19 protein-coding genes are annotated in these 26,274 nt (G+C 35.9%); 9 read left to right on the plus strand and 10 right to left on the minus strand.

What is annotated here, in order from left to right:
- Position 1: 1 nt before the first annotated feature.
- A complete protein-coding gene (locus J3U16_RS03255) occupies positions 2-1,162 on the minus strand; it encodes a mannitol-1-phosphate 5-dehydrogenase (protein WP_065734634.1) in 1,161 nt (386 codons plus the stop codon).
- Between the two features lie 65 nt (positions 1,163-1,227).
- The gene (locus J3U16_RS03260; RefSeq protein WP_267342496.1) at positions 1,228-3,111 is read right to left on the minus strand and encodes a PTS mannitol transporter subunit IICBA; all 1,884 of its coding nucleotides are present in this window, start codon (positions 3,109-3,111) and stop codon (positions 1,228-1,230) included.
- A 374-nt stretch (positions 3,112-3,485) separates the two neighbouring features.
- On the opposite strand from J3U16_RS03260, the gene J3U16_RS03265 reads away from it, so the two are divergent.
- Positions 3,486-4,283 (plus strand): hypothetical protein, encoded by a 798-nt coding sequence (locus tag J3U16_RS03265; RefSeq protein ID WP_267342497.1) that lies wholly within the window; start codon positions 3,486-3,488, stop codon positions 4,281-4,283.
- A 158-nt stretch (positions 4,284-4,441) separates the two neighbouring features.
- Here J3U16_RS03265 and glmS read toward each other — a convergent pair whose 3' ends face one another.
- The 3 genes from glmS to J3U16_RS03280 all read right to left on the minus strand — a co-directional run bounded on the left by glmS (position 4,442) and on the right by J3U16_RS03280 (position 9,130).
- Positions 4,442-6,274 (minus strand): glutamine--fructose-6-phosphate transaminase (isomerizing), encoded by a 1,833-nt coding sequence (gene glmS / locus J3U16_RS03270; protein WP_267342498.1) that lies wholly within the window; start codon positions 6,272-6,274, stop codon positions 4,442-4,444.
- A 3-nt stretch (positions 6,275-6,277) separates the two neighbouring features.
- Positions 6,278-7,654, minus strand: a complete 1,377-nt coding sequence (gene glmU / locus J3U16_RS03275) for a bifunctional UDP-N-acetylglucosamine diphosphorylase/glucosamine-1-phosphate N-acetyltransferase GlmU (RefSeq protein ID WP_416379890.1) — start codon at positions 7,652-7,654, stop codon at positions 6,278-6,280.
- Between the two features lie 156 nt (positions 7,655-7,810).
- Positions 7,811-9,130, minus strand: coding sequence for an MFS transporter (locus J3U16_RS03280; RefSeq protein WP_267342499.1), 1,320 nt, complete (start codon positions 9,128-9,130; stop codon positions 7,811-7,813).
- Positions 9,131-9,643: 513 nt separating this feature from the next.
- Here J3U16_RS03280 and J3U16_RS03285 point away from each other — a divergent pair.
- The 4 genes from J3U16_RS03285 (at position 9,644) to J3U16_RS03300 (ending at position 13,892) form a co-directional block, all read left to right on the plus strand.
- Positions 9,644-11,020 carry an MFS transporter gene (locus tag J3U16_RS03285; RefSeq protein WP_267330501.1) on the plus strand — a complete coding sequence of 459 codons (1,377 nt, stop codon included), beginning with the start codon at positions 9,644-9,646 and terminating at the stop codon, positions 11,018-11,020.
- A gap of 20 nt (positions 11,021-11,040) precedes the next feature.
- The gene (locus J3U16_RS03290) at positions 11,041-12,117 is read left to right on the plus strand and encodes a zinc-binding dehydrogenase (protein ID WP_267330502.1); all 1,077 of its coding nucleotides are present in this window, start codon (positions 11,041-11,043) and stop codon (positions 12,115-12,117) included.
- A gap of 17 nt (positions 12,118-12,134) precedes the next feature.
- Positions 12,135-12,968, plus strand: coding sequence for a class II fructose-bisphosphate aldolase (locus J3U16_RS03295; RefSeq protein WP_267330503.1), 834 nt, complete (start codon positions 12,135-12,137; stop codon positions 12,966-12,968).
- Positions 12,969-13,133: 165 nt separating this feature from the next.
- Entirely contained in the window at positions 13,134-13,892 is a 759-nt protein-coding gene (locus tag J3U16_RS03300) for a DeoR/GlpR family DNA-binding transcription regulator (protein ID WP_267330504.1), read from the plus strand.
- Positions 13,893-14,078: 186 nt separating this feature from the next.
- On the opposite strand, the gene J3U16_RS03305 is transcribed toward J3U16_RS03300, so the two are convergent.
- From J3U16_RS03305 to J3U16_RS03315, 3 genes are read right to left on the minus strand one after another with little or no spacing between them, the layout of a single operon-like run.
- A complete protein-coding gene (locus J3U16_RS03305) occupies positions 14,079-15,059 on the minus strand; it encodes an aldo/keto reductase (protein ID WP_267330505.1) in 981 nt (326 codons plus the stop codon).
- Entirely contained in the window at positions 15,052-16,029 is a 978-nt protein-coding gene (locus J3U16_RS03310; protein WP_267330506.1) for a carbohydrate kinase family protein, read from the minus strand. Before J3U16_RS03310 ends, J3U16_RS03305 begins: the two co-directional genes overlap by 8 nt.
- Positions 16,030-16,048: 19 nt before the next feature.
- Positions 16,049-17,092, minus strand: a complete 1,044-nt coding sequence (locus J3U16_RS03315; RefSeq protein WP_267330507.1) for an NAD(P)-dependent alcohol dehydrogenase — start codon at positions 17,090-17,092, stop codon at positions 16,049-16,051.
- 403 nt (positions 17,093-17,495) lie between these two features.
- Here J3U16_RS03315 and hemG point away from each other — a divergent pair, with 403 nt between their 5' ends.
- A complete protein-coding gene (hemG, locus tag J3U16_RS03320; RefSeq protein ID WP_267330508.1) occupies positions 17,496-18,029 on the plus strand; it encodes a menaquinone-dependent protoporphyrinogen IX dehydrogenase in 534 nt (177 codons plus the stop codon).
- Positions 18,030-18,183: 154 nt separating this feature from the next.
- Positions 18,184-20,007, plus strand: coding sequence for a ribosome-dependent GTPase TypA (gene typA / locus J3U16_RS03325; RefSeq protein ID WP_065563548.1), 1,824 nt, complete (start codon positions 18,184-18,186; stop codon positions 20,005-20,007).
- Positions 20,008-20,046: 39 nt separating this feature from the next.
- On the opposite strand, the gene J3U16_RS03330 is transcribed toward typA, so the two are convergent.
- Complete coding sequence (locus J3U16_RS03330) at positions 20,047-20,433, minus strand: RnfABCDGE type electron transport complex subunit B (protein ID WP_267342500.1); 387 nt, start codon at positions 20,431-20,433, stop codon at positions 20,047-20,049.
- A gap of 13 nt (positions 20,434-20,446) precedes the next feature.
- Positions 20,447-22,147, minus strand: a complete 1,701-nt coding sequence (locus tag J3U16_RS03335) for a formate--tetrahydrofolate ligase (protein WP_267342501.1) — start codon at positions 22,145-22,147, stop codon at positions 20,447-20,449.
- Positions 22,148-22,298: 151 nt separating this feature from the next.
- Here J3U16_RS03335 and sohB point away from each other — a divergent pair, with 151 nt between their 5' ends.
- Positions 22,299-23,342, plus strand: coding sequence for a protease SohB (sohB, locus tag J3U16_RS03340; protein ID WP_267338875.1), 1,044 nt, complete (start codon positions 22,299-22,301; stop codon positions 23,340-23,342).
- A 594-nt stretch (positions 23,343-23,936) separates the two neighbouring features.
- On the plus strand, positions 23,937-25,271 hold the full coding sequence (locus tag J3U16_RS03345; protein ID WP_141677492.1) for a hypothetical protein: 1,335 nt from the start codon (positions 23,937-23,939) through the stop codon (positions 25,269-25,271).
- Positions 25,272-26,274: the final 1,003 nt, after the last annotated feature.

Raw genomic sequence — 26,274 nt, forward strand, 5'->3', positions numbered from 1 at the left:
CTTAAAATTGATGATTTTGCATAGCAGTATAAAGTTGTTCGATTTGGCTAACAACTGGATTATCACTTTCAATACCAGAAATATCGCAAAATGCTTGTTTTAAACCCTTGTTAGCAATTTGATTTGCCAGTTCGATTGCTTGTTCGTCGTCATCATTACGATAGTTAAGCGCAGCTGCAATACCGATAAGCAGATTTTGATTGCTAAGTTTATATTCAAATGTGCCAAGTAATGGTTTGATCAAACGATCGCCAGGACCTAGTTTGCGTATTGGTTGACGTCCTACTCGTGCGGTATCATCATGTAGATAAGGATTCTCAAATCGAGTTAGGATTTTTTCAATATAGGCTTGATGTTTGGCTGGATCAAAATCATAGCGTTTGATCAGTACTTGTCCACTTTCTTCCATGGCTCCACGTACAATTTTACGAATTTTATCGTTTAAAATCGCATCCCGAATGGTTGCAATATTGTTATAAAAACCGAGATAGGCTGTAATAGCATGTCCGGTATTTAAGGTAAATAGTTTACGCTCCACAAAGGCCATTAAGTTATCAACGGGCTCCATACCTTTGATTTGAGGGATTGTACCAATAAATTGAGTTTTATCGACAATCCATTCAGAGAATGTTTCAACCGTCACCTCTAAAATATCACCTGTTTTAGACGTTGCAGGTGGCACAATGCGGTCAACCGCAGAATCAACAAAACCAATATGCTCATTAACCCATTGGTGAAGATTTTCTGGTAGATACTTTACGATTTCCTGTTTGAACTGGCTTGTGCCACGTACCATGTTTTCACAAGCAATAATATTGAGTGGAGCGTTATTACCTTGAGCATGTCGAGCAATAATGCCTTGTGCCACACTTTGCGCAATGCGTGCTAAAATTTGAGGACCGACCGCAGTGGTAACTAGATCAACTTTCGCGATGTAATCAGCGACTTTAGGTGAAGTACTGTTGATGGCATCAACATTCTTCACCGTTTCGGTAACCGATTGCTCACCAACCACATTGACTGGATATTGATGACGGCTAGCAAGTTCATCAATAACTTGTTGATTAACATCTGCAAAAGTGACGTGGACACCGGCATCAGATAATAATTTACCAATAAAACCACGACCAATATTGCCGGCGCCAAAATGTAATGCTTGCATAATAATAATCCTTAATTTTGAATCATTTTTAATCTGTTAAAACACTTCCTACCTTCGTAGGAAAGTTAGCTTAATATTGCTAGGACTTCTTCAATATCATTAGTGGTAGTCAGTTTTGCAATAATCTTTTCGTCATCAAGTGCATTGGTTAACTTGGCGATAACATCAAGATGTTCATTGTTACGAGCAGCAATTCCAATTACGATTTTTGCTTTATCTTGCTCTTCTTCGCCAAACTGTACACCTGCTGGATATTGGCAAAATACGATACCTGTATTAATCACATCATCTTTAGACTCAATTGTGCCGTGAGGTACAGCAATCGATTCGCCTAAATAGGTGGATGTTAATCGTTCACGTTCTAACATGGCATCAATATAAGCTGTTTTTACGTAACCATTTTCGACTAGTTTTTGGCCTGCAAAACGGATGGCTTCTTCTTTAGTTTGCGCCGTTAAACCTAAAAAGACATTTTTTGCATTCAACTTAAACAGCGGTTGGTGGGTAGGTGTTGGTTGTACAACTTGTTGACCACCTTTTGCTTTGACTAAATCATTCACTAACTGAGTATATAAATCACTATCTAAAAAGTTAGTTAATGAAATATGATAAGCGTTTGGTGCATATTGTTTTGCTCGTGCGGTTAAATCTTTATGTGTGATGATGATATCCGCATCAGTTGGCAAGTTATTAATTGCTAAATTGGTAACACTGATATCTAAATGAGCATCTTCTGCTTTTTTACGTAAAACACCCGCACCCATAGCACTTGAGCCCATACCTGCATCACAAGCAACGATGATTTTTTTCACTTTAGCAAGATCAAGTTTACTATTTTCGCTTACTCCTTTGGCTTCGCTTTTCATTGCAGTGACATCAGACATGGCTTCGTCTAAACTTTTGCCATTATCTTTTGTTGTTTTTAATAAAATAGCCGACACAATAAATGATACTGTAGTTGCTGCAAGCACAGATAACGTTACACCTAAATATGAACCTTTTGCCATACTCATTACCGCAAAAATAGATCCTGGTGATGCTGGTGCTGTTAAACCTGCATTAAATAAAGTTAAAGTAAATACACCTGTCATGCCACCTAAAATTACAGCAATGATTAGTCGAGGATTCATTAAAACATAAGGGAAATAAATTTCATGGATACCACCAAAGAAGTGAATAATTGCAGCACCACTTGCTGATCCTTTTGCCGCACCTTTACCAAAGAACATATAAGCAAGTAATAAACCTAAACCTGGACCTGGGTTCGCTTCAATCAAGAAGAAGATTGACTTACCTGTTTCTGCTACTTGTGTTACACCTAGTGAAGTAAATACACCATGATTGATAGCGTTGTTAAGGAAGAGTATTTTTGCAGGTTCAACCAGAATTGAAGTAAGTGGTAATAAACCATGATCAACCATGAATTGTACTGCAACAATAAGTACATTAGTTAACGAAGCAACAGCTGGACCGATTCCAAAATAAGCGATAAGCGCAAGAATCATACCAATAATGCCAGCTGAAAAGTTATTAACTAACATTTCAAAGCCACTTTTGATTTTACCATCAATGAATTTATCGAACTGTTTAATGCACCATCCACCTAAAGGTCCAGATATCATTGCACCTAAAAACATTGGAATCGTTACGCCGACAATTACCCCAATTGTGGTGACCGCACCAACTACGCCACCACGATCACCGTAAACTAATTTACCACCAGTATAACCAATTAATAATGGAAGTAGATAAGTGATCATTGGTCCGATAAAAGCCGTTGATACGCCTTCATTTGGAAACCATCCTCCAGCAGATGGATCGTTAGCATTATATAAAAAAATTGCAGTAATGAAGCCCCAAGCAATAAATGCGCCGATATTGGGCATCACCATATTACTCAGAAATCGCCCAAAATTTTGGACTTTAAGTTTAATGTTTGATGTACTCATACAAATCTTTCCTTATTGATTGATATAATCATTATGCTGTTATTGTAGAAGCATTTAGTTACTGGATTCATCCAAAATAATCAAAAAATGTGACATATATCACACTGTTAAAAGTGGGGTATTTTTAGGTTTTGTGATCTAGATCACATTAATGCAGTGATAGAACGCTTTTAAGCTAAATTTTTCTAAATTTATTTGGTGGTTTTGAGTTTTGGTAAGGTAATTTTTTGTCAGAAAATGATTAAATCGTAGAAATTTTACATAATTTTGTTTAGGCAACTAAATTAACTGAACTAAACTAAATCGCTGGTACTTTAAATGATTTTTTAATATCATCGTAATTATCTTGAAAAGGTAAATAAAGAGATTCTATTATGACGATGAGAAAATGTTTATTAGCCGTACTTAGTGTTATCAGTTGTTGTTCATATGCAGATGTAAATACTAAAATATATAATAATTACTTAATATACTCTACTCCTGAATTGTCACCTCATTCCATTACGATAAAACGACAAAAAATTTCCTCTACGATACCTTTTAACATCATATTTACTAGAGTTGCTGGAGAAAATGCAATTATAGAGTCTCAAAAGAATGGTTTGATTTTTTTTATTGGTAAAAAAATTAAAGGTTCGTGGTACATTGATTACGATAAAAAAATTAGATTACATAGTAACTCTTTTTTTAATTTAAGTTCTGATTATGAATTTACAAATACTTCTAAATATGAGATTACTTTTAATGAAAATAATGATATTAAAAAAGAGTCGCTATCTAAAAATGATTATTTTGCTATTAACACTATTTATAATTATGACGAAAATAAAAGATTAATCGATTCTAAAGAAAAAGTTAATGGTGTTTCTATAATACAAAAAATTGATTATACAAACCAAAATTTAGCCAAATTAATCACTAGTGAAAGCTTTATAGAACCAAAACTTTCACCATCGGATGAAATGGGTAATGAAGTAATAGAATATATATATGATGATGCTAATCAACTTCTTCAAACCAAACAATCAATGCATTTAAGTGAAACCAAAGATGTAATTAATATGGATTGTTATTTTACTGACCATAACAAACATGGAGATTGGACCAAAGGTTCTTGTGTTTTAAATAAAAAAAATATAGGGAATTTTACGAGAGAAATAGAGTATTGGTAATTATGTAAAACTAATATTGGCACAAAACTTGTTAATACAAATAAGATGGTAATTAGCTAAATTAATCCATACTTTAATCTTTTCTAATTGATTTAATGCGAGAACTTAATGATGATTTCAAAACCATCCACTAACTTCTCACATTAATACAACGAACTTTACTCCACAGTCACAGATTTTGCCAAATTACGAGGCTGATCGACGTCTGTGCCTTTGATTAAAGCTACATGGTAAGCAAGCAATTGGGTTGGTACCGTGTAGTAGATTGGCGCTGTAAGTTCTTCAATATGAGGTAAGTTGATGATATGCATTGTGTCATCACTCACAAAGCCTGCATCTTGCTCTGCAAATACATAAAGTTGTCCACCACGGGCACGAACTTCTTCGATATTAGCTTTAAGTTTTTCGAGTAGGTCATTGGTCGGAGCCATAACAATAACTGGCATATCTGCATCGATAAGCGCTAAAGGACCATGTTTTAATTCACCTGCGGCATACGCTTCTGCATGAATGTAGGAGATCTCTTTTAGTTTTAATGACGCTTCCATTGCGATTGGATATTCATCGCCACGGCCTAAAAATAGGGCGTGATGTTTATCGACAAAGTGTCCAGCAAGTTTTTTGATTTCTGGCTCGGCCATTAACACTTGCTCAATGCGATTTGGCAAAGTTTGTAAGGCATGGACGATCGCTTGTTCAGTGATTTCAGCCATGTCATTAAGTCGGCCTAATTTGGCAACTAAAAGCAATAATACGGTTAATTGTGTGGTAAAGGCTTTAGTTGAAGCAACGCCAATTTCAACGCCAGCTTTGGTTAGTAACACCAAATCAGCTTCACGAACTAAGGTAGAGGCAGCCACATTACAAACGGCAAGAGTGCTTAAGTAATTATTCTCTTTTGCTAAGCGTAATGCTGCAAGCGTATCTGCCGTTTCACCTGATTGTGATAGGGTGATGAATAAACTGTTTTTACGGCGAGCGGGTTTTCGATAGCGAAATTCCGAAGCGATCTCCACATCACAAGGAATACCAGCTAATGCCTCAAACCAATAACGAGCAACCATTCCGGCATTATAGGCGGTACCACAAGCAACAATTTGCACATGTTCAACTTGCTTAAGAATATTTTCTGCATCATCACCAAGTTCAGATAAATCCACTTTGCCATGAGCCATTCGTCCTTCAAGGGTATTTTTTATGGCATTAGGTTGTTCGTAAATCTCTTTTTGCATGTAGTGATTAAAGCCAGCTTTACTGCCTGCGTCATATTTCGCGTCAGATTCGATGCATGGTCGGTTAACTTCTTGATGGTTTTTATCAAAAATATTCACAGTGCGGTGAGTGATTAGTGCAATATCACCTTCTTCTAAAAAGATAAATTGACGAGTAACCGGTAATAAAGCTAATTGATCTGAAGCAATAAAGTTTTCACCAACGCCACAACCAATCACTAGTGGACTACCTGAACGTGCCGCGACGAGAATATCGGGATTACGCGTATCCATTACAACGGTGCCATAAGCACCTCGTAATTGTGGGATTGCTTTTTGTACTGCTTCAAAAAGTGAGCAATCTTCGGTTGAGATAATATCGTGAATTAAGTGGGCAATAACTTCGGTATCGGTTTCTGAACGGAATTGATATCCTTTCGCGATGAGTGTTTCACGCAGAGGCTCAAAATTTTCAATAATACCATTGTGCACAACGGCAATAAAACCCGATATATGAGGGTGTGCATTGTGTTCGACCGGTTCGCCGTGCGTCGCCCAACGAGTGTGAGCAATCCCAGTTGAACCTTTGATTGGATGCTCATCTACCGCATCTTTAAGCGCTTTTACTTTTCCGACACGTCTTACTCGCTGTAATTCACCTGTTGGAGAGATAATAGCAAGCCCAGCAGAATCATAACCACGATATTCTAATCGTTTTAAACCTTCTAATAATATTTCTGCCACATCACGTTTGGCGATCGCGCCCACAATACCACACATTGTTTATTCCTCTTTCAATTTAGTTGGTCTTTTCCAACCTGCAAGTTGTTTCTGTTTTACCCGGCTAACCACAAGCTCATTGTCATTGACATCATTGGTTACCGTTGTTCCAGCTGCAATGGTTGCACCTTTGCCAATTTTGACTGGTGCAATTAGTTGAGTATCGGAACCCACAAATACATCATCTTCGATCACGGTTTTAAATTTGTTCGCACCATCATAGTTACAAGTAATTGTGCCAGCACCAATGTTGACGTTACAGCCAATTTCGCTATCACCTAAATAACTTAAATGTCCTGCTTTGGTGGCATGACCAAGATGAGCTTTTTTCAATTCGACAAAGTTACCAACATGGGCATGATCATCCAGTTGGCTACCAGGTCTTATTCGAGCAAAAGGTCCGATAGTACAGTGTTTAGCAATGATTGAATCTTCAATTACTGAGAAAGGGCTAATTACGCTATCATCAGCGATGGTGCAGTTTTTTAAAATACAACCTGAACCGATAACGACATTGTTACCCAATGTAACATCACCTTGAATAATCACATTTGTATCAATAGTGACATCCTTGCCATGAGTCAATTTACCACGTAAATCAAAACGCGCAGGGTCAAGCAACGTGACACCGGCAAGTAAAAGTTGCTCAGCTTGATGCTGTTGATAATGCCGTTCTAAAGTTGCAAGTTGCAAGCGATTATTGACGCCTTCAACTTCGAATTTTTTAACTGGGTGAGACGTTAAAATGTCGTAACCATCTTGGTGGGCAAAGGCGATAATATCGGTCAAATAATACTCTTTTTGCGCATTATTATTGGTTAAACGAGATAGCCACTTTTTAAGTAACTTGCCGGTAACCAGCATAATACCGGTATTAATTTCGTTGATTTTTTGTTGTTCAACATTGGCATCTTTTTGTTCAACGATCGCTACCACTTTACCGTCTTTGCGTTCGATTCGCCCATAGCCAGTAGGATCATCTAAAATCACTGTCAATAAGGCAATGCCTTCATGTGGTTTACTGGCAATTAAATTCTGCAAAGTTTCAATTGAGATAAGAGGTGTATCACCATATAAAATCAAGATATCTTCATCATCTTCAATAAAGGGAATAGCTTGTTGAACAGCATGTCCTGTACCCAACTGTTCTGCTTGATAAACAAGTTGCACAGGTTGATCTTGTAACGATTTTTCTAACTCGCTTTTGCCATGACCATAAACAATATTGATGCGATCAGTATTAAGTTGTTGAACTGTATCAATAACATGTTGTAACATCGGCTTACCGCCGATTTTATGTAAAACTTTAGGTAGGTTGGAATACATCCGTGTGCCTTTTCCTGCCGCCAAAATAATTGCACTACGTTTTGGAGGTGAAATTGCCATAATCAGTTCCGGTCTGGTTAAATAAGGCTAATACTATAATCAAAGTTTTCCACGAAATCATCCCGTAATTGTTAATTTTTATCCTAAAAAAAGTATAGTGTATCTTTGTTAAAACATATTTTTTGAATATAAGTCTTACTTTAAATATTATTATTGAATAGATTCAAGGCTTTTTTGTGATGTTTCTATACCAATAAAGAATACGGCAATCGCCTGAATACATAATAAAATAGCGATTAATGATGTTACCATTAAGATCCCACCTGTGTTATATAAAAAGACTACAAAAAATGGCATTATAATTGAGGCTATACGTCCAGCAATTACGCAAACCGCCGATAATCGCATTCTTACATCAGTTGGAAATAATTCGGGTATGTAACCTGCTTGAATAACAGAAACTAAATAATATATTAGCGAAAAAGTAATAAAGCCACATATTGTTGCAGCTAACTGTGAAGTAGTTAATGCATATAAAATACCTGATAGCGCAGCAAGTAGGGATCCTAATATGGTAGCTGGTTTTCTTCCTATTTTATCCGTTAGAAAGTAAGCGAAGATAGCACCGGTTGGACCACCTAGTGTCATCAAAACAGTTATTGTTAATGAATCATTTGCAGATATGCCTTGGCTAACCATTAAAGATGGTAACCAAGCGACAAATCCATATATAGATACACTTTGAACGGTCATCATTAAAGATCCTAACAAGATACGTATTCTAAAACGTGTTTCAAAAATATGGTTTTTTTGTTTTGAAAATAAGTCAGTATTTGTAGCTTTATTGGCAGGTTCTAAATTATCCTGATAATATTGAATCTCAATATTTCTAACTATTTTTTCTGCTTCGTCATAACGTCCTTTTCGACTGAGCCATCTAGGTGATTCAGGAAGATGTTTGCGAGCTAGATAGACCACAATAGCACCAATTCCCGCAATTACAAACATGGAGCGCCAACCTGCTATTGGTATTATTATCCAGCTGGTAAATGTGACAAAAAACAAACCAAATTGCCCTATAAATGACATTAATGCTCCCCAGCGTCCGCGATGAGAAGGTGGGATAAATTCAGTTAATAGCCCATAGCCTACGACAATTTCTGAACCTAACCCTATTCCGGTGATAAATCGAAAAAATATTAACCAATACATATTTGATGCAAATGCACAGGCAATTGATGCTATACCAAATATTAATAAATTAATTTGATATGTTGATTTTCTACCATGTTTATCGCCAAGATAACCCGCCATAATTGAACCTAACAACATGCCAAGAGATGTTCCAGAAAGGAACCAAGCATTCAATTGCAAGGTAGACCAGTTGTTTTCAATTAAAATACTTAAAACTGAATTGGCTAGATAGTTGTCAAATCCGTCAAAAAACATTCCTCCTCCAACCATGATTAGCAAGTTCCTATGGAATGAACTGATCGGAAGTCTATCAAGTCGTGCTGCTAGATTGTTCATTTATATCTGTCTCCTACCTTAAAATTCTCACTACAAAAAGGAATAACATTTTTTTGTGTGTTTTTTATAATTTGTCGTGTTAATTCCCTTTGCGTTTTATTCTAATAAAATCATAATGTTGTTAGATTTTTGATAATGAGTTATAGGTATCAAATCCTATTTTTCAGGTTTTAGAACAACATTTAATAATGTAATTTTGTTTAAAAAAATGATTAATTCAAACAAAAAAACTGTTTTATGTGCGCTAATTCACAAAAATAATATATAAAAATTCTTTGTTTAGTAATTTATAAAAATCTAAAAATTAAATAATTCTTATTTATATTAATGATTAATAATGTTTTTATTGTTTATTGGATGCATCTTTTATTTAAAATAATTAGTTTTTGAAAAAAAGAAATAATGTTGACTTTAAAGAATAAAGGTGTCATATTTTGTTTTGTTTCAAATAAAAATGGATTGAATTAAACAGTAATTGTTTGATTTTTTTATTAAATAATAGAGGTGGATGCAATGAATAAAATAGCTAAACCGTATTGTGGTGCACGGTTAGATAGATTACCTTCCTGTAAAAGTCAGTGGAAAATTTTTGGTTTAGTCGCATTTGGGTTATTGGTTAGCTGGAGTAATGCTATTGGTGGATTAGTTTTGGCACAACTCCAGCAAATTGGATGGACAAACAATGATATCACTGCAATATTTTCTTCATTAACTACGGCAGGGATGTTTTTTGGTGCATTTATTGGGGGAATGATTGGCGATAAAATTGGTCGAAGAAAAAGTTATCTTCTATTTGTTTTCATTCATATTCTATCTATGGTTGTCGGTGCTTGCTCGCCAAATATGACTTTTTTGATTGTTTGTCGATTTGTCATGGGTTTTGCGCTTGGGGCGTTATTAGTCACTTTATTTGCCGGTTTTACCGAATATGTTCCAAGTAAGACAAGAGGGACCTGGTCGGCAAGAGCTTCATTCATTGGTAACTGGTCATATCCGATATGTTCATTAATTGCTATGGCAATTACACCCAACATTGCCCCTGATTTGAACTGGCGAGTACAACTTTTGATTCCTGCCTTTTTATCAACAATTCTTTTTTTTGTGACCTTTCGTAATTTTCCGGAATCACCGAGATGGCTTGAGTCACAGGGTCGTTATGCTGAAGCAGAAAAAATTGTGTCGGATATTGAAAAGCGAGTGATTGCTGAGACTGGAAAACCATTGCCTTCTTATCAAACAACCGAAAATGCTAAAGAAGTTAATATTTCTTACTCTCAACTGTTTCATGGGGAACTATTGAAGCGTGTTATTTTGGGATCTTTTGTGTTGATTGCTATGAATGTTGTGCAATATACCTTAATTAACTGGTTACCAACGATTTTTTTACAACAAGGAATTAATTTAAAAGATTCAGTTTTGCTAAATACGATGAGCATGTTTGGCGCACCTATTGGGATATTTATTGCTGTTTTTCTTATTGATAAGGTTCCAAGAAAAGTTATGGGGATAGGGTTACTGGTAATCATTGCTGTATTAGGTTATGTGTATTCATTACAAACTAATATTACCACTATTTCGGTATTAGGCTTTTTCTTAATTACCTTTGTTTATATGTATGTTTGTTATGCATCGGCTGTATACGTTCCCGAAATTTGGCCGACCGCAGCCAAAATGCGTGGTGCTGGTTTAGCTAATGCCGTTGGTCGAGTAAGTGGGATCATTGCGCCGTATGGTGTGGCATATTTTTTAAATACTTCAGGAGTTGTCGGTGTGTTTTTATTACTCAGTGGGGTTTCAATTATTACTGCTTTAATTATTGCATTTATTGGTATAGAAACCAGAAGTGCTTCAGTTGAAGATATCGGTAATATCGTTAAATCGGAAAATTAAGTACATTTGGAGATTTGTTTATGAAAGCGTTAGCAAGATATGGAAAAGAGTTTGGTGGGTATCGCTTAATCGATGTCCCAGAACCAGTATGCGGTGAAGAAGATATTGTAATTGAGGTAAAAGCAGCTGCTATTTGTGGGGCAGATATGAAGCATTTTCGTGTAGACAATGGTTCGAATGAATTTAACTCTATTCGAGGACATGAGTTTGCCGGAAAAATTGTTAAAGTTGGTAGTAAAGTTACCGATTGGCATGTCGGTCAAAGGATTGTATCTGATAATTCCGGTCATGTTTGTGGTAAATGCCCGGCATGTGATAAAGGTGATTTTTTAACATGTAAAGAAAAGGTCAATCTTGGTTTAGACAATAATCGTTGGGGTGGTGGATTTTCAAAATATTGTCTTATTCCGGGTGAAATATTGCGAATTCATAAACATGCTATTTGGGAGATTCCGGAAAATTTGGATTATGAAGAAGCTTGTGTGCTCGACCCAATCTGTAATGCCTATAAAGCAATAGCGCAGCGGTCAAGTTTTTTACCGGGTAATGATGTGGTGGTTATAGGTACCGGACCATTAGGTTTGTTTTCGGTACAAATGGCTAAACTTATGGGTGCAGTTAATATTGTGATGGTAGGGCTTGATGATGATACTAAAAAACGTTTTGCAATTGCCAAAGAGCTGGGTGCCACACATTTAGTCAATGGATCTAATGAAGATGTTGTTAAGCGTTGTAAGGAAATTTGCGGCGTAGATAACCTAGGGCTAGTTTTAGAGTGTTCGGGTGCCAATATTGCCCTAAAACAAGCGATTGATATGCTTAGGCCAAATGGCGAAGTTGTTCGAATAGGTATGGGATTCCAACCATTTAATTATCCAATCAATGACATCACTTCTTGGGCAATCAGCATTATAGGTCATATGGCTTATGACTCAACAACTTGGCGTAATGCTATTCGATTATTAGCGGACGGGAAAATTAAGGTTAAACCAATGATTACCCATAGGTTTGGATTGTCACAATGGGAAAAAGGGTTTGAGTTAATGGCAAATAAAGAAGCGATTAAAGTCATTCTAACTTACGATTTCAATGATTAAAGGGAGTACAGGATAAGATGTTAGCGAATATAAAATATTGGGAAGAACTTGCGCAAAAAAAAGGTTTTGCGATACCACATTTTAACGTTTGGAATGCAGAAATGTTAATGGGTGTTATTGATGCTGCTGAAGAAACTAAGGCGCCGATTATTATCTCTTTTGGTACGGGATTTATAGGTAACACCATTTTTGAAGAATTTGCACCTATGATGGTTTCTATGGCTAAAAATGCATCTGTTCCGGTTATTACTCATTGGGATCATGGTCGAAGTATGGAAATAGTTCAAAATGCTTATAATTATGGTATGAATTCAGTAATGCGAGATGCTTCTGCTTTTCCATTTGAAGAGAACATTAAATTAACCAAAGAAGTGGTAGATTTTTTTCATCCTTTAGGGGTGCCAGTTGAAGCTGAATTGGGGCATGTCGGCAATGAAACAATTTATGAAGAAGCATTGTCAGATTATCATTATACTGATCCTTCTCAAGCTGCTGAGTTTGTTGAGAGAACGGGGTGTGATTCACTTGCAGTAGCTATTGGTAATGTGCATGGTGTTTATTCTTCAGAACCTAAAATTGCATTTGATGTCCTTGAAAAAGTAAGAAAAGCGGTTGATATTCCAATCGTGCTTCATGGTGCATCAGGAATCCCGGATGATGATATAAAAACTTCTATATCGCTAGGTATTTCAAAAATTAATATTCATACAGAACTTTGCCTAGCTGCTATGGATGCTATTCGCAACAATACCGATGTATCATTTCTTGAATTAGAAAGAAGCGTGAGAACTGCGGTTAAGCTTCGGGCAATTGAAAAAATTGTTCTTTTTGGCGCAGATAACAAAAGTTAAAGCGTGTACTTAACACATCAAAAACTATAGAAAAGTTAAATTCTATAGTTTTTGTTTAATTATTATTTTTTTGCTTTCGAAGAATATTGTTGTAGAAGTAACTATTTTTTCTTTAAAAAAATATGATATTATGCTGCTAAAACCAATAATCTAGAGCTAAATATAATGAAAGGAAAAAATAGATTAGCTACAATCAAACAGATGTTACTCAATGATAAAAAAGTTTTAGTATCAGATTTAAGCCAAAAGTTTTCAGTAACAGAAGAAACAATAAGACGAGATTTAGAAAAACTTGATGCCGAAAATTTTGCTACCCGAACCTATGGCGGTGCTGTACTTAATGGTGAGGAAGTCGTATCAAATATTCCTTTCTATAAAAGAGCCGAGAAAAATTTTGAACAAAAACAGAACATTGCTATCAAAACATTACAACTACTTAAAACTAAATCGACGATATCTGCAGACTCAAGCTCAACAGTGATGGAAGCTCTGAAGTTATTAAAAGATCGTAATGATTTAACCATAGTGACCAATTCGACTGAAGCTTTAAGGGAATTAATGTTGTCTTCAGTAAATATTTTATCTACGGGTGGAATGTTTAATAAGCAATCACTTTCGTTACAGGGAACTTTAGCTGAGCAATCGATTTTGAATTATAATGTCGATACAGCTGTTATTAGCTGTAAAGGTTTGGATATTGCCACTGGCATAACTGATTCGAATGAAGATGAAGCTAAATTAAAAATGAGAATGATTTCACAAGCAACCGAAGTAATATTGTTGGTTGATAGTTCTAAATTTAATAAAAAAGCTTTTGTACATCTGACTGATTTTTCCAATATTACGACTATAGTGACCGATGAAGCACCAGGCAAAGAATGGATCAATTTTTTGCATGATAATCAAATACAATTAGTCTACTAATTTCTAAATTTATTATTCTTGTTTTATTGCGCAAATATCAAATTTTCAAGATAGATAGAGTCGTCATTGATTATTAAGTTTTGTGCATAACAAAATCCCGTTGTTTTGATGTATTAAGTATTTTCTACTTTATCTGTCACTTCAACGGGATTATCAGTTTTGTGTCAACTTAACTTATTTATTTTTCTAAGAAATTGCTTCTGCAAGTTGGCGTATAAAATCTTTATCCTCTACTGTTAAATTGATATCGGCTGCTTTGCTATTTTCTTTTAATTCTTCTATTGTTGTTGAACCACTTAATACATTGATATTATCCCCTTGAGCCAGTATCCAGGCGATAGCTAAGTTGGCGATGCTGCAATGATATTTTTCACATAATGGTTTCCATTTATTCATCATATCGATAGCATTGGACAAATTTTGTGGCTCAAACCACTTCTTACCAAATCTGGCAGTCCCTTTCGGGGCAACATAATCTTTTTCTAGAGTACCTGTTAATATCCCCATTTCTAAAGGTGAATAGGCTTGTAATGTGATGCTATTTGCTTTGCACAGTGGTAATAACTCTTTTTCGACTTGCCGGTCTAGCACACTGTATTTAGCTTGCACAATATCAAGTTGTCCATACTTTAAGTACTCTTTAATGTGATTAGCATCAACATTGGCTGCTCCGATAGCTTTAATTTTACCTTCTGCCTTTAATTGGTTAAGAACTTCGACGGTTTCAGATATTGGCGTGAAATAGGGTTCAACGGATTGCCAATGTGTCATATAAACATCGATGTAATCTGTTTGCAGTCTTTTTAAACTGCTTTCAATTTCTAACCGAATGGATTGCTTAGATAAGTTTTTAAAAAGTGATCGCTCTCCGACTTTATTAAAAAAGCTGCCTTCTCTTTCCCATGTAATTCCACATTTGGTAATAATGATGTATTTATCTCGGTTACCTTTAATTGCTTCACCGACTATTAATTCACTGTTGCCAAAATTATAAGCAGGGGCTGTATCCAAAAAATTTATATTTTTTTTAAGTGCATATTGAATGGTATCAATTGCAGCTTGTTTGTTATCTGGATTGCCAAAAGCGGGACCACCACCCATTGCCCATGTTCCTAAACCAATTCTTGAAATATCAAGTCCTGTTTTGCCAAGTTTCATTTTATTCATGGCTTATTCTCCCATTCTTTTCTTCATACATTTTAATCATATCTTCTACTTGTTCTCGGCTTTTAACTCCTGTGGTTGCACCTAAAGATTCAATTGATACCGCTGCCACAGCATTGCCAAATAATGCACATTTTTCTATAGGCTCGCCTCTTAATAAGGCTGAGATAAAGCCGGAAGCAAAATTGTCACCGGCTCCAATGGTGTCAATCTTGATTCCTTTCTCTTTTTTGAAGGCTGGAATGATTTTCTCTAGCTGCCGATTTTTTATGTAGCAACCCTTTTTCCCAATTTTAATAATGACATTTTGAACGCCTAATTGCATAAATTCATCAGCTATATCAGAAAGTTCTGTTTTTCCTGTTAATTCAGAAGCTTCATCATAATTAGGAAAAAAATACTCTACATAACTGAGTGCTTCAGCGATGTCATTTAATCCTTCACCTAAACGACTTTTGACCATATCGGCGCAAATAATCATGTTTTCTGATTTAGCTTTTTTAAATATGGAAATTAATGCTTGATTATTCAGTTTTGGGTTGTTGAATATGCTGGCTAGTGAGAGTATTTTGGCGTGTTTGATATCGTTTAGATTGATATCCTCTATAGACATTTGCCAAAGACTTCCGTTTCTATTTGTTATAAAGGTTCTTTCACCATCTTCTTGAACAAGACCAACATTAATTGAAGTGGTTATGCCTTCTTTAGTGATAAGATTGTTGATAATTATCCTATTTTGTTTTGCAAAATCCTTAATAAATTGTCCTGCTATATCATTGCCGACCATGGCAAATAAGGCGACTTTATGACCCAATCGTGTGATAATTGTTGCTTCATTTATGGCATCTCCTCCGATTGTCATAGCTATGTTATCAACAGGATAAGAGACATTTTTGAAAATATGTTCACCTACAGGATATAAAGGTAAATCAACAATTGCCGCACCAATACAAATGACATCTACATCGTTCATATTAAACTCCTTTTTTAATTCAATCAGCCACTTTTATCACACCTTTGATTAGCTCTTTTTTGTGATGAACTGAAAATTCAAAAGCTTTTTGTGTATCTTGATATTCAAAAAATCTATCGACTATTGAGTTAACGTCAAATTTTCCACTAGCAATAGAGTCGATGGTGGTATTAAAGTCATTGGCATATCTAAAAACGGTTTGAATTGATACTTCTCGGTTTATTTTAAGAAATTCAACTGGCACACCACCTGGTATCGATCCGACAATAAAAATATGACCTCTGCGTTTTACTAATTCCAATGCTTTACTTGCAGTGAATGCTGTGCCGGCAGTCTCAAACACAATATCTGCTCCATATTCACCTACAATATTTCTGACTTTTTCAACTAATTGGTTGTCATCACCTCTCAAAATATCAGTAGCACCTAATTCTTTTGCTTTATTTAAACGATTATCTAAGATGTCGATCACGACAATTCTTGCTGCACCTTTTAATTTACATGCTTGTAGTGTCATTAATCCGATACATCCTGAACCTAAAATAACGACTGATTTTCCTAATAAATCTCCTGCCATTTTTGCAGCATGAATCCCTACTGCTGCAGGTTCTACAAGCGCTCCTTCAATAAGAGACATGTTTTGAGGTAAATGAAAAGTCATGGCTTCGGGATGAGTTAAATAGTTGGTAAGAGCGCCTCGATAATTTGGTTGGGTTGCCATAAAATCAACGTTTGGGCAGACATTATAGTGACCAGATAAACAAAACTCACATTGATAACAAGGTACGCCAGGCTCTATGCAAACACGTTGACCTACTTTAAATTTTGTGACATTTTTTCCTACTTTTTTTATGATTCCGGAGCATTCGTGCCCTAACCCGATAACTTGATTGGGGTCTTTAGGTGGAATAAATGGCCCATGTTCAAATCCATGTACATCCGATCCGCAAATACCCACATATTTTACTTCCAGTAATATTTCGTCATCTTTAGGAATAGGAATGTCGGTATCTTTAATGACCATCTTTCCAGGTTTTTCCAATATTGCCGCTGTGTTTTTCATGTTATCTCTCCTAATTTTTCAATTGCCTATTGTTGCTCCATATTCTTTTAAAGCAATAATAAATTACCACTTAAAAGATTGAATCACAGATTTTATCTTTATAATAAAGATAAAATGTTGGCATTACAAACTTTTTTTGATTGGCAATCAACATTAAAAAATTAGGCAGCGTTTTCTTTGAAAGACTTTAAAATATTTATAATGTTATGATGTTGCATATGAGTTTTCTTCTAATAAAAGTTCGCAACTCTGTTTAAGTGAAAAAAATTACTGCCTGCATTTTTACTTTTTAAAATTTCTATATAAAATGTGGCGATTGTTGTCTTTATATTGAGTTGATAACTTTTAGTATTAGATGTGATAAATAGGTGTAGGTGAAAACTCTTTAACAGGAAATTCAAATATGAAAGTTTTATTACTCTTTACCACTCACGAAAAGCAAACCCTTAAAATTATGCAACGAATAAAAACACATCTTGAGGGTAAATGTGATTGTGATTTGATTGAGTTATTGCCCGATACCAAGATTGATCTTGGTAACTACAAAGCCGTATTAATTGGTTGTTCAATTCGATATGGTTTTTACAGTAAAACCATGAAGAAGTTTATTGATGCCAATTATCAGCAATTAAATGCGTTAAAAACTGGTTTTTTTGGGGTAAATGTGGTGGCTAGAAAACCAAATAAAAATACACCTGAAACTAACCTATATACTAAAAAATTCCTTGCCAAAATTGCCTGGCAACCGACTATCAAAGCGGTATTTGCTGGTGCGCTTTATTATCCTAAATATAACTGGTTTGATCGTAATATGATTCGATTTATTATGTGGTTAGGTAAGGGTGATACAGATGTGACAAAAGAAGTAATAGAGTACACAAATTGGACAAAAGTGGATGAATTTGCCGAGCAATTTGTGGAACTTATTGATAATTAATCTTAGTTATCTTGATAAAATAAGTCACTATTTTCGTTAAATATCAAGTCTTAAAGTTGTTTTGAAGAAACTTTGTGATATAGATCAACTTTTTTACTAAAAAGGTGTACAATATTGCGCCTAAAGAATCTGTCTCCTAACTGGGATTTTAATTGTGATTGAAAATTTAAGAAATATAGCCATTATTGCTCACGTTGACCATGGTAAAACAACCTTGGTTGATAAACTATTAAAACAATCAGGCACGCTTGATAATTTGCGTGGTGATGACAATGAAAGAATAATGGACTCAAATGCGCTTGAAAAAGAGCGTGGTATTACTATCTTAGCTAAAAATACGGCTATCGATTGGAATGGTTACCGAATTAATATCGTTGATACTCCAGGCCATGCCGATTTTGGTGGCGAAGTAGAACGTGTAATGTCAATGGTTGACTCTGTACTACTGCTTGTTGATGCAATGGACGGACCAATGCCACAAACACGTTTTGTGACTCAAAAAGCATTCGCTCATGGTTTAAAACCAATTGTGGTTATTAATAAAGTTGACCGTCCGGGTGCGCGCCCAGATTGGGTTGTGGATCAAGTATTCGACTTATTCGTTAACCTTGGTGCAACTGATGAACAACTTGATTTCCCAATCGTTTATGCATCAGCTTTAATGGGGATTGCAGGTCTTGATCATGAAGATATGGCACAAGACATGACACCACTATTTGAAGCAATTGTTGAACATGTAGAACCACCTAAAGTTGATTTAGATGGTCCATTCCAAATGCAAATTTCTCAACTTGATTACAACAACTATGTTGGTGTTATTGGGATTGGTCGTATTAAACGCGGTCGCGTTAAACCAAATCAACAAGTTACTATTGTCGATAGCGAAGGTAACAAACGTACTGGCAAAGTCGGACAAGTATTAGGTCACCTAGGCTTACAACGTTATGAAGCTGAAGTTGCAGAAGCAGGAGATATCATTGCTATCACTGGATTAGGTGAACTTGGTATTTCTGACACAATTTGTGATAACAGCTGTGTTGAAGCTCTGCCAGCACTAAGTGTTGATGAACCAACAGTTACCATGTTCTTTAATGTAAATAGTTCACCATTTGCAGGTAAAGAAGGTAAATATGTAACTTCTCGTCAAATTCTTGAACGTTTAAATAAAGAACTTGTACATAACGTGGCTCTTCGTGTTGAAGAAACCCCAGATCCGGATGCATTCAAAGTTTCTGGTCGTGGTGAATTGCACTTATCTGTTCTTATTGAAAATATGCGTCGTGAAGGTTATGAACTTGGGGTATCTCGTCCTAAAGTTATCTACAGAGAAATCGATGGCAAAAAACAAGAGCCTTTCGAACAAGTTACTTTAGATATCGAAGAACAACACCAAGGTTCAGTGATGGAAGCCTTAGGTTTACGTAAAGGTGATTTGACCAATATGTTACCTGATGGTAAAGGACGTGTACGTCTAGATTATGTGATTCCTAGCCGTGGTCTTATTGGATTTAGAACTGAATTTATGACCATGACATCAGGTACTGGTTTACTTTACTCAACATTTAGCCATTACGATGATGTGCGTCCGGGTGAAATCGGCCAACGTAATAATGGGGTAATGATTTCAAACGGTACTGGTAAAGCTTTGGCTTATGCGCTTTATAGCTTGCAAGATCGTGGTAAATTATTCCTTGGTCATGGTGCTGAAGTTTATGAAGGGCAAATTATTGGTATCCATACTCGCTCAAATGATTTAACCGTTAACTGCTTAACGGGTAAAAAATTAACTAACATGCGAGCATCAGGTACTGATGAAGCGACTACCTTATCACCACCAGTAAAAATGTCGTTAGAACAAGCGTTAGAATTTATTGATGATGATGAATTAGTTGAAGTAACACCATTATCTGTTCGTCTACGTAAACGTCATTTAACTGAAAACGATCGTAAACGTGCATTTAGAAGTAATAAAGAATAATGTGAATTATGATTTAAATAATCAAACAACAAAACCTCGCTAATTAGCGAGGTTTTTTTTAGCTCTAACGCGAGCAATAGCATCGGCAATCGATTGTTTACGATCTTTCTGAGTCATTGCATTGCTTGCTGGCATCGACTTAGGAAATAAAATAGTCGGTGGAACCAATTGATTACGATTTAAGCGTTGTTGTTTCTTCTCAGTTAACAGCAACTCTTCTTGCTCACTTAATTTAACGCCAAGAGTACTTAAGGTAATACAGTCAGTTGGACAGGTATTAATACAATTACTACACGCAGTGCAGAATTGCGGTAATACCGTATGTAACACCTGTTTACTACCAACAATAGCATCAGTAGGGCAAACACGGATACATTTGCCACAACCAATACAATTTTCTTCATCAATAAAGGCTTTATATTGCATAATAAAATTTAAATTAACTTAAACCAACAATATTACCATCTTTGTCAATATCAATATGTCGATAAGCTGGATTCGTGCCAAGCCCCGGCATGGTCATCACATTACCGGCATAAACTCGAATAAAACCAGCACCGGCTGAAATGGCTAAATGGCTGATATCAACATCAAAGTCAGTTGGTACATTCTTTAAATTAGCATCAGCGCTAATCGACATCGGCGTTTTTGCAATACAAAGTGGTAAGTGATCAAGTTTTAACGCTTCAATCTCTTTAATATTTTTAAGCGCGGTTTCAGACAAGTTCGCTTTATTGGCACCGTACTTTTTAACCATGGTTTGGATCTTATCCATCAATGACATACTGTCAGGATAAGGTAAATTGATTTCACTTGGCATATCACATGCCTCAATAACATGTTTAGCAAGTTTTTCAGCACCTTTACCACCTTGAGTGAACACTTCGCTCACTTCGCAAGCAAAAGCACCATGTTCAACGGCATATTTTTGTAAAAACGCCAACTCTTCTTCACTATCATGTGGGAATCGATTGATCGCAACAATTACTTGTAAACCATAGCTCTTGGCATTCTTAATATGCCAAGCTAAATTGGCTGCACCAATTTCAAGTAACTCCACATTTGATTCTGAAATCTCTTTAGGGATAGCTTGTCCTGGTTTGATATTATATTTACCACTATTAGATTTTAAGCTACGAACCGTTGCCACTAAAACCACGCAAGAAGCCTTAATACCAGCTTGACGATATTTAATATTAAAGAATTTCTCCATACCCATGTCAGAACCAAAACCTGCTTCGGTTATCACATAATCGGCTAAATTCATTGCAATGCGATCAGCGATAACTGATGAATTACCATGAGCAATATTAGCAAATGGTCCAGCATGGATTAGTACAGGCGTATTCTCAACAGTTTGCATCAAGTTAGGATTAATCGCATTTTTAAGAAGTACTGTCATCGCGCCTGCAACTTCGAGCTGTTCAGCTGTGATTGGCTCGCCTTGCGTATTATAGGCCAAAATAATACGACCAATACGCGCACGCATATCATGTAAATCAGAAGCCAAAGCCAAAATTGCCATTAGCTCAGACGCTGCCGTAATCTCAAATCCGTCACGGCGTTCAACACCATTCACACCGCCACCAACACCGACAGTGATATTACGCAGAGCGCGATCATTGTGATCGATAACCCGTTTCCATACAATACGATTAACATCAATATTTAAACGAGGTAAACCGGTTTGTGCGGTAAACTCATCGCCAAGACGATCTTCATGATAAAGACGAGAATCCAACGCGGCAGATGCTAAATCATGTGCTGCAGTTATTGCATGAATATCACCAGTAAGATGAAGATTTAGCGTCTCCATCGGCAAAACTTCTGCTTGCCCACCACCGGCTGCACCGCCTTTTACGCCAAAAACAGGTCCTAAGCTTGGTTGACGAATACAAGCGATAGCTGATTTACCTAAATAATTAAGGCCTTCACTTAGACCAATGGTATTGACGGTTTTACCCTCACCTAATGGTGTTGGTGTAATAGCGGTAACTAAAACTAATTTACCATTAGCGCGATTTTCCTTTGCATTAAGGATTGATAAATCAATTTTGGCAACATATTTACCGTAAGGAAGCACGTATTGTTCAGGGATCTGACATTGTTTAGCGATTTCAGTTATTGGGCGTAGTGGCATTTTCATTCTCGTATAACAATAAATTAGGCTGTCAGTATAAAGAATTTAAAATGCCGAATAAAGCAACAATTTAATCTTTATTGATTTTCGGCACAATCTCTAATTATCTTGTTATAATAGCGAAAATTTTCAACTAAAGGATAATGATTAAATGAACTGGTTTTCGCAGTATTCTCTCTTCTTGGCTGAAACAGCAACGGTGGTTATTGCTATTTTAGCGGTATTAATTTTTATTTTAAGTCAACGCCGAAAATCATCAACAATTGCTGGACGTTTATCTGTCAAAGATATTAGCGAGGAATATGAACAAGTTAAAGATGACATGCTAACGTCGAGCATGGATGAAATCGAAGCTAAACAGTTTACAAAAGATCTCAAAAAACAAAAAAAACTTGAAAAAAAACAAGCTAAACAAGCGGCTAAAAAGAAAGATGATAATGCTAAATCATCAGATGCAAAGCCTAAATTATTTGTCTTATCGTTTAACGGCAGTATGGATGCACATGAAGTTGAAGAACTGCGTCAAGAAATCACTGCTGTACTAGCTATCATTAAACCAGATGATCAAGTTGTCGTAAAACTTGAAAGCCCTGGTGGAGTAGTGCATGGATATGGTCTTGCTGCCTCCCAACTATTACGCTTTAGAACACGTAACATTCCATTTACGGCTGTGGTTGACAAAGTTGCAGCCAGTGGCGGTTATATGATGGCTTGTACTGCGAGCAAAATTGTCGCAGCGCCATTTGCAATTGTGGGTTCAATTGGTGTTGTTGCCCAAATTCCTAACTTCAACCGATTGCTAAAAAAACATGATGTCGATATTGAATTACAAACGGCAGGAGAATACAAACGAACCCTAACCATGTTTGGTGAAAACACGGATGAAGGTCGCCAAAAATTCAAACAAGAACTTGAACAAACGCATCTATTATTTAAAGACTTTGTAAAAGAATATCGACCAAATATCGATATAGATCAGGTTGCAACAGGCGAACACTGGTTTGCTACTCAAGCCAAAGAAATGGGGCTGGTTGACGAAATTAGCACCAGTGATGATTTTATCTTATCACACCTAGAAACGCATAAAATCATTGCCGTTAACTATCAACGCAAACAAAAACTGTCCGAAAAACTCTCCAAAAATGTCGTGAAAGGCATGGAAAAGTTATTTTTTAGACAAGGAAACGGACTGTAAAAGGTTTAACCTAAAATCACTATTTTACATCTTTAAAACCCCGATTCCTCAAAAAAAGTTGAGGAGCGGGGTTTTTTAACCCTAAAATTTTGTCTGAAAATCTTAAAATTACTAAAGCATCTAATTTCTAACACCAAACGATCTATCTTAAAAATATGATCCTTAAAGAATTGTAAATGAACTGTTTATGAATTAAACCGGATTTGGTTGATTATTTTTGTATTTTATATGTTTTTCTTTACAAAGATTAACGATCTTAAGTGAAAAATTGTTGCATCGTATTTTTTCAGTCACTATACTTTTACACCGTTTTATATAAGCGATCCAAATTTAAGTAAAAACATAAAGAGTAAATAAATCATAAATTTAGTTGACAGGATTAAGTAATATGCACTATAATTTTCAACAGGCAACAGGCAACAGGCAACTTGGCCAACCTATAAGTTAAATTCGTCAAAGTTAAGCTCTTATTTTTCATTTTTCACTAAAGTCTATTTTTTCACCAAGATCTATAAAATTACGCAAAATTTTGCGCGATCCTCACATAGATCAATATTATTCCGACAGATCCTATTACCTTTAGTACCTAGTATATTGTTAGCGTTTTCATTTACTAGTACAGCGTTAACATCCACAACATCTAATTTTATTCACGGTGAAGTGCCTTATTTTACGTTCGACGGTGGTAATACACGAGTAACGGATACCGAAGGTTTGCTCGGGATCCATCTTTCTAATGGTCAACAATACTCGCCATCAAATAATAATTCTAGTGCAACCAATCCTATCGAATTACCAACTATTGATGAAAGTTTTGCTGATATTAGCATGTTGGTGCCAGTTGATAGTAATACCGTTGATTTAAACACCATTGTCGCTGCACCATATAATTATTGGGGCGATGATGATGGAGATAGTGAAGTCACTGCTACTGGCAGTATAAGCTTGTCTATTGTTGATAAAAACAATCAAACTGTATCACGAAATACCGTACCTATGTATTGTAAAGCGCCTTATAAAGCGACATTAACTAATACTGAAGGCACATTGACCACTCGTTATGGCGTTCCTAATAGCATTAAGTTCGGAGCAGGTAGTGTTACCTATTATTTTAAACCTAAAGAATCACCTGCGATTTGTTTTGCTAAACCAAATAATCTAGCGTATACCGCACCTCCCTATGTAGGTCCCGAAACTATCTGGAATTATGGTAAAGGCTTTCTAACTCAAACCGCGACGCCATCATCTTATGGTTTAAATTTCCCGACTACTGGCGCTAATGGTTTGTACTTTGATTTAGATATTAGCAATAATGATCAGGCATTAACGTGGGATCCGGTTTCTCATAGTGGAATTACTGCGACGATGACCAATTCAACAAATACTAGTGTCCGCGTTACATTAACGGGCCCTGCTGCAACCTTAGAACAATGGAATTCTAGTAATCCGGATAAAGTAGCTAAACCATCTTTACCCCAGACATTCGAGATAGTCGGTCGTGACAGTAGTGGTAACGCTGTCGTTAAATATGGATTTGAACTAAAGCAGTGGTTTGTCAATCGTGGGAACGTTATCGGAAATCACGACAACCAATTATCTTGGTGTACAAATATAGGTTATCACCTTCCTAATGTAAGGGATTTAACCAATGCGGTTTATCCATCAAATGACCAATTGATTACCGCTACACCTCCATCACCGGGTAATCATTACCAACGTAACATTGGGGCAGGTCTTATTACCGAGTGGGGCTTTCTGTTATATTACGCGAATACTAACTTTAATTTGTATTATTGGACTAATGACATGTACACCCATGGTGGTGATTATAAGTATTACTTTTACGCGCACGCCGACCACGGACTTATTCATTGGGTAGATCCTGCAACCTTCTACAACGGGGTTTGTGTTTCAGATCTCACCCCTTAATTCTTATTTTTTGAGGAAGAGATAGTAAAATAGCTTATATTTTTCTAGTAACTTATGGTGTCGAAACTTAAACCATCCGCCTCAATTGGGGCGGTTTTTTTGAGTTTTTTATCGCAAAAAAAGTTGAGGAGCGGGGTTTTTGGGGTTCTAAATTCTGTTTTGAAACATTTTCTCAAATAAATAATTCCGCTCTAACTATGGCACTTTTTAGTAGTTGTGTTTTTCCATTAAAAAAGTTGAGGAGCGGGGTTTTTGGGGCTCAAAATTTTGTTTTGAAATATTGCCTCAAATAAATAATTCCGCTTTAAACTGTGGCGCTTTTTAGTAGCTGTATTTTTCCATTAAAAAAAAGTTGAGGAGCGGGGTTTTTGAAGTTCTAAATTTCACTTAAAAATTATTAAATGATCCAAATCACTAAATTTCTAATCCAAAGCCCTAAAATAAAATTTTTGAGGATCAATTGCTCTAATTTTAAAGATTTGTAACTGTGATATATTCAATTAAAACAATGGTTGAATAATTATAACTTAGATTATTTTTAGATCCTATTTACAAAAGTTAACGCAATTGAGCGAAAAAAAGTGTTGCATCGTGTTTTTCCAATCACTATACTTTTTACACGGTTTTAGCTAATGGGCTAAAATTTGATAGGAAAAACATAAAATTGTAAATTAATCATAAGTATACTTGACAGGATTGTCGCAGATGTTCTATAATTTTCAACAGGCAACAGGCAACAGGCAACTTGGCCAACCTATAATTTAAATTCGTCTAAGTTTATCTCTCAGCTTAAATTTTTCACTTACGCTTATTTTTCTACTCAATCAAGTGAAATTCTGCGAATTATCGCGCGATCGCTTCCGCGATCCTCTTCCCGATCTTTTTTCAGATCGTTTTCCGGATCCTCTCTCAGATCCGGTTTTCGATCCTTTTCCCAATTATCCCGGCAGATTGTTTTTCTCGTGGCTCTTTTCCTTTCTTTTTCGGGTCACGCATTGACATC

Source organism: Gilliamella sp. B3023 (assembly GCF_026536845.1).
Taxonomy (GTDB): Bacteria; Pseudomonadota; Gammaproteobacteria; order Enterobacterales; family Orbaceae; genus Gilliamella; species Gilliamella apicola_E.

Bases quoted from the DNA above. Each gene is read 5' to 3' on its own strand.
- J3U16_RS03280 (WP_267342499.1), bottom strand. From the start codon at position 9,130: ATGAACAATCTAGCAGCACGACTTGATAGACTTCCGATCAGTTCATTC.
- J3U16_RS03265 (WP_267342497.1), top strand. From the start codon at position 3,486: ATGACGATGAGAAAATGTTTATTAGCCGTACTTAGTGTTATCAGTTGT.
- sohB (WP_267338875.1), top strand. From the start codon at position 22,299: ATGAACTGGTTTTCGCAGTATTCTCTCTTCTTGGCTGAAACAGCAACG.
- hemG (WP_267330508.1), top strand. From the start codon at position 17,496: ATGAAAGTTTTATTACTCTTTACCACTCACGAAAAGCAAACCCTTAAA.
- J3U16_RS03310 (WP_267330506.1), bottom strand. From the start codon at position 16,029: ATGAACGATGTAGATGTCATTTGTATTGGTGCGGCAATTGTTGATTTA.
- J3U16_RS03255 (WP_065734634.1), bottom strand. From the start codon at position 1,162: ATGCAAGCATTACATTTTGGCGCCGGCAATATTGGTCGTGGTTTTATT.
- J3U16_RS03335 (WP_267342501.1), bottom strand. From the start codon at position 22,147: ATGCCACTACGCCCAATAACTGAAATCGCTAAACAATGTCAGATCCCT.
- J3U16_RS03330 (WP_267342500.1), bottom strand. From the start codon at position 20,433: ATGCAATATAAAGCCTTTATTGATGAAGAAAATTGTATTGGTTGTGGC.
- J3U16_RS03295 (WP_267330503.1), top strand. From the start codon at position 12,135: ATGTTAGCGAATATAAAATATTGGGAAGAACTTGCGCAAAAAAAAGGT.
- J3U16_RS03300 (WP_267330504.1), top strand. From the start codon at position 13,134: ATGAAAGGAAAAAATAGATTAGCTACAATCAAACAGATGTTACTCAAT.
- J3U16_RS03315 (WP_267330507.1), bottom strand. From the start codon at position 17,092: ATGAAAAACACAGCGGCAATATTGGAAAAACCTGGAAAGATGGTCATT.
- glmS (WP_267342498.1), bottom strand. From the start codon at position 6,274: ATGTGTGGTATTGTGGGCGCGATCGCCAAACGTGATGTGGCAGAAATA.
- J3U16_RS03285 (WP_267330501.1), top strand. From the start codon at position 9,644: ATGAATAAAATAGCTAAACCGTATTGTGGTGCACGGTTAGATAGATTA.
- J3U16_RS03260 (WP_267342496.1), bottom strand. From the start codon at position 3,111: ATGAGTACATCAAACATTAAACTTAAAGTCCAAAATTTTGGGCGATTT.
- J3U16_RS03290 (WP_267330502.1), top strand. From the start codon at position 11,041: ATGAAAGCGTTAGCAAGATATGGAAAAGAGTTTGGTGGGTATCGCTTA.
- J3U16_RS03305 (WP_267330505.1), bottom strand. From the start codon at position 15,059: ATGAATAAAATGAAACTTGGCAAAACAGGACTTGATATTTCAAGAATT.